A 5,113-nucleotide genomic window follows, 5' to 3' on the forward strand; every position below is an offset into this window, starting at 1 on the left:
ACCTCGTGCCGGCCGATCACGTCCCGCAGCGCCTCGGCGAGGGCGCTGCGGTCCACCCGGCCCGACAGCCTCAGCGCGACCGGAATGTTGTAGGCGCCGCTGCGTCCGTCGAGCTGGCCGATGAACCACAGGCGCTGCTGCGCGTACGACAGCGGCAGCCGCTCCGGGCGCTCCCCGGCGGTCAGCCGCGTGCGGGCCGCACCCGAGTCGCTCAGGCGGGCGGCGAGGCCCGCCACCGTCGGCTCCTCGAACAGCACCCGGATGTCGAGGTCCACCCCGAGCACGGTCCGTACCCGGCTGGCCAGCCGGACCGCGAGCAGCGAGTGCCCGCCAAGGGCGAAGAAGTCCTCGTCCACCCCCACCGTGTCCAGGCCGAGTATCTCCGCGAACGCGGCGCACAGAAGCTCTTCGCGCACAGTGGCCGGACCGCGGCCGGCGGCGGTGGCGAGGGTCTCGGGAGCGGGCAGCGCGCCCCGGTCCACCTTGCCGTTCACGGTGAGCGGCAGCGCGTCGAGGACCACCACGACCGAGGGCACCATGTAGTCGGGCAGCCGCTCGGCGACGAAGGCCTGCACGAGCGTGGGCAGCCCCTGGGCACCGTGCACCGGAACCACGTAGGCGATCAGGCGCTTGTCACCGGGGGTGTCCTCACGCACGAGCACGGCGGCCTGGGCCACCTCGGGATGGGCGGTCACCGCGGCCTGGACCTCGCCGGGCTCGATCCGGAAGCCGCGGATCTTCACCTGGTCGTCCGAGCGCCCCGCGAACACCAGCTGCCCGTCGGCCGTCCACCGGGCGCGGTCGCCGGTCCGGTACAGCCGCGCCCCTCCCGGGGCGAACGGGTTGGCGACGAACCGCTCCGCCGTCTGCCGGGGCCGGCCCGCATAGCCACGGGCCAGGCCGACGCCCGCGACGTACAGCTCGCCGACCGCGCCCACCGGCACCGGGTGCAGGGCCGCGTCCAGGACGTACACCTGGGTGTTGACCACCGGCCGGCCGATCGCCACGTCCTCCGCGCCCGGATCGCACGGCCACAGCGTGGCGTCGACGGTGGTCTCGGTGGGGCCGTAGGAGTTGAACATCCGCCGGCCCCGTGCCCACCGCCGCATCACTTCCACCGAGGTCGCCTCGCCGGCCACCACCAGCACGGTGTCCGAGGCGATCGAGCCCTCCTCCAGTGTCGCCAGGACGGCGGGCGGCAGTGTCACGTGCGTCACCCGCTCCTTCGCGAGGAGCGCCGGCAGGGCGTCGCCCAGGCGCTGCTCACGCGGGATCACCACCAGCGTCGCGCCCGACACCAGCGCCATCAGCCATTCCCAGCCGAAGGTGTCGAATCCCGCCGAGGCGAACTGCCCCACCCGGGACCCGGGGCCGACTCCCAGGTGGCGGACATGACCGGCCACCAGGCTCGCCACACCCGCGTGCGACACCAGCACGCCCTTCGGCCGCCCCGTCGACCCCGACGTGTAGATCACATACGCCGCGGACGTGGGCAGCAGCACCCCGCCGCGCTCGTCCTCGGTCGGCGCACCGCCGTCGTGCGCCTCCAAGGCGCGTACGGTCGCCGGGTCGTCCACCACGACGCGGCGCACGCTCTGCGGCAGCGTTCCGCCCCACCCGGTGCTCGTCACCACGCAGCGGGCACCGGCGTCGGCCATCACGTACGCGATGCGCTCCGCCGGGTAGTCCTGGTCCAGCGGCAGGTAGGCGCCGCCGGCCTTCGACACACCGAGGAGCGCGACCATCAGGTCGACGCCGCGTTCGAGGGCGACGGCGACCACCGACTCGGGGCCGACGCCCCGGTCGATGAGCAGCCGGGCCAGCCGGTTCGCCCGCGCGTCCAGCTCCGCGTACGAGACGCCGACTCCGTCGGCGGTCACGGCGACCGCGTCCGGTGCGCTCTCGACCCGGGCCTCGAACAGCTGCGGGATCGTCGCCGGCGGCACCTGGTCCGCCGTGTCGTTCCATTCGGTGAGGACGCGACGGCGTTCGTCCGCGTCGAGGACGTCCACCGCGCCGATGCGTGCCTGCGGGTCGCCGACGAGCTGTTCGACGACCCGGGTCAGGCGGGTCACGAGCCGTGCGACGGTCTCGGGCTCGAACAGGTCTCTCGCTCCGGTCACCGTGCCGCGCACGCCCGCCGGGGAGCCCTGCGGTCCGAACGTCTCCCCCACGATGAATTCGAGGTCGAACTTCGACACGGGCACACCGTCGGGCATGGCCTCGACGCGCAGACCCGGCAGGTCGACGACGGCATCCTCGTTGTTCTGGAGCGTCAGCATCACCTGGAAAAGGGCGTGGCGGGCCATCGACCGGCTCGGCGACAGCTCCTCGACCAGCCGGTCGAAGGGCACGTCCTGGTGCGCGAACGCGGCCAGGCTGGTTTCCCGCACCCGCCCCAGCACCTCGCTGAACGTCGGGTCGCCGGAGAGGTCGGTGCGCAGGACGAGGGTGTTGACGAAGGAGCCGATCAGGTCGTTCACGGCTTCGTCGGTGCGCCCGGCGTTCGGCGACCCGATCGGGATGTCGGTGCCCGCGCCCAGGCGCGACAGCAGCACCGCCAGCGCGGCCTGGAGCACCATGAACACGGTCACGCCCTCGGCGCGCGCCACCTCCGCGAGGCGGGCGTGGACCTCCGCGGGAATCTCCAGCTGCTCGCGGTGGCCGCGGTGGGAGGCCACCGCCGGGCGCGTGTGGTCGAAGGGCAGCGCCAGCTCCTCCGGGGCGCCCTCCAGGGCCCGGCGCCAGTGGGCGACCTGCTGGGAGAGCACGCTGCCGGGGTCCTGCTCGTCGCCGAGGAGTTCGCGCTGCCACAGCGCGAAGTCCGCGTACTGCACCGGCAGCGGCTCCCACCGCGGGACCCGTCCCGCGCACCGTGCCGCGTACGCCCGCGAGATGTCCGCGGCCAGCGGCGCCGTGGACCAGCCGTCACCGGCGATGTGGTGCGTCACGATCACCAGGGCGCTCTCCTGCGGACCGACCTCGAACAGCCATGCCTTGATCGGCACTTCGGAGGAGAAGTCGAAGGTGTGGCCGAGCGCTTCGGCGACCGTGGCGTCCAGTTCGTCCGGCGTCACCGACGCCACCCGCAGCTGCCAGTCCAGCTCGTCGATGCCGACGACCCGCTGGTAGGGCTCCCCGTCGGCCACCGGGTACACGGTGCGCAGCACCTCGTGCCGGCCGATCACGTCCCGGAACGCGGCGCCGAGTGCGTCGCGGTCCACGTCGCCGGTCAGCCGCAGGGCGAAGGGAATGTTGTACGTCGTGCTCGGCCCCTCCAGCTGGCTGAGGAACCACAGCCGGCGCTGCGCGAACGACAGCGGCAGCCGCTCCGGCCGCTGCCCGGCCGTCAGCGCCGGGCGGGCCGGGTCCGAGTCGGCCAGGCCGGCCGCCAGCTGCGCCACCGTCGGCGCCTCGAACAGCGCGCGCAGGGGCACCTCCACGCCCAGCAGCGACCGCACCCGGCTGATCAGCTTGATCGCCTGCAGCGAGTGTCCGCCGAGCTGGAAGAAGTCGTCGTCCACGCCGATCCGCTCCAGGCCGAGGACCTGGGCGAACGCCGCACAGAGAAGTTCCTCCCGCACGGTGGAGGGCGCCCGGCCCGCCCGGTCCGTCCCGGCGTCCGGGGCCGACCCGCCCGTGACGATCACCAGCCGGCCGTCCAGGGCCCACCGGGCCCGCTCTCCGGTCCGGTACAGCCGCGAGCCGTCCCCGGCGAACGGGTTCGCCACGAAACGCTCCGCCGTCGGCCGGGGCTGGTCCTCGAAGCGCTGTGCCGCCTCGGCGTCCGTCGTGTACAGGTCGCCCGCCACGCCCTCGGGTGCCGGTGCCAGCCACTCGTCCAGCACGTACACCCGGCCGGTGTGCTCCGGCCGGGCCGCGCTCCACTCCGTCAGGACCCGACGCCGCTCGTCGGCGTCGAGTACGTCCACCGCGCTCAGCCGCAGCCGCGGATCGCCGGACAGCAGCTCCAGCACCCGGGCGAGCCGCGCCGCGAGCCGTTCGACCGACTCCGTGTCGAACAGGTCCGAGGCGCCGCCCACCGCACCGCGCAGCCCCGCCGGCGCTCCGTCCGGGCCGAAGGTCTCCGCCACGCTCACATCGAGGTCGAACTTCGCCGTGGACAACCCGGTCGGCAGACCGCGGGCCTGGACACCGGGGAGCTCCAGCGCCGTCACTGCGGTGTTCTGCATCGTGAAGACGACCTGGAACAGCGGGTGGCGGGCCAGCGAGCGGACCGGGGACAGCTCCTCGACCAGCTTCTCGAACGGCACGTCCTGATGCTCGAACGCGGCCAGGCTGGTCTCCCGCACCCGGGCCAGCACCTCGCGGAACGTCGGGTCGCCGGAGAGGTCCGTGCGCAGGACCAGTGTGTTGACGAAGAAGCCGACGAGATCGTCCAGTGCCTCGTCCGTTCGTCCGGCCGCGTCCGTGCCGATCGGGATGTCGGTGCCGGCGCCGAGCCGGGACAGCAGCACGGCCAGCGCGCCCTGCAGCACCATGAACAGGGTCACGCCCTCGGTCCGCGCCACTTCCGCGAGCCGTGCGTGCACCTGCGCCGGTATCTCCAGCGCCGCTGTGTGACCGTGGTAGGAGGCCACGTCCGGACGCGGACGGTCGAACGGCAGCGCGAGCTCTTCGGGCGCTCCGCCCAGCGCACCGCGCCAGTGGTCCACCTGACGCGACATCACGCTGCCGGGATCCTGCTCGTCCCCCAGCAGCCCGCGCTGCCACAGCGCGAAGTCGGCGTACTGCACCGGCAGCGGCTCCCACTCCGGGGCCCGCCCCGCGCAGCGCGCCACGTACGCGACCGAGAGGTCGCGGGCCAGTGGCCCGGTCGACCAGCCGTCGCTGGCGATGTGGTGCAGCGTCACGACGAGGACCCGCTCGTCCGGGGCGGCCTCGAACAGCCAGGCCCGGATCGGCACCTCCGACGACAGATCGAACGCGTGCCCCGCCGCCTCGGCCACCGCACGGTCCAGGTCGCCCGGCGCCACCTCGGCCACCGACAGTTCCCAGTCGAGAGCGTCGAGCGGCAGCACGTGCTGGTGCGGTTCGCCGTCCACGGTCGGGAAGACCGTACGCAGCACCTCGTGCCGGCCGATCACGTCCC

General features: G+C 73.7%; 1 protein-coding gene. It reads right to left on the minus strand.

Going from position 1 to position 5,113, the window contains the following annotated elements; all coding sequences use genetic code 11:
- Positions 1 to 5,113 (minus strand): non-ribosomal peptide synthetase (locus GTY56_RS33080; protein ID WP_161368964.1); only part of this gene is annotated, 5,113 nt, incomplete at both ends.

Origin of the sequence: Streptomyces sp. SID5643, from assembly GCF_009872555.1 — a bacterium.
GTDB classification, from domain to species: domain Bacteria; phylum Actinomycetota; class Actinomycetes; order Streptomycetales; family Streptomycetaceae; genus Streptomyces; species Streptomyces iakyrus.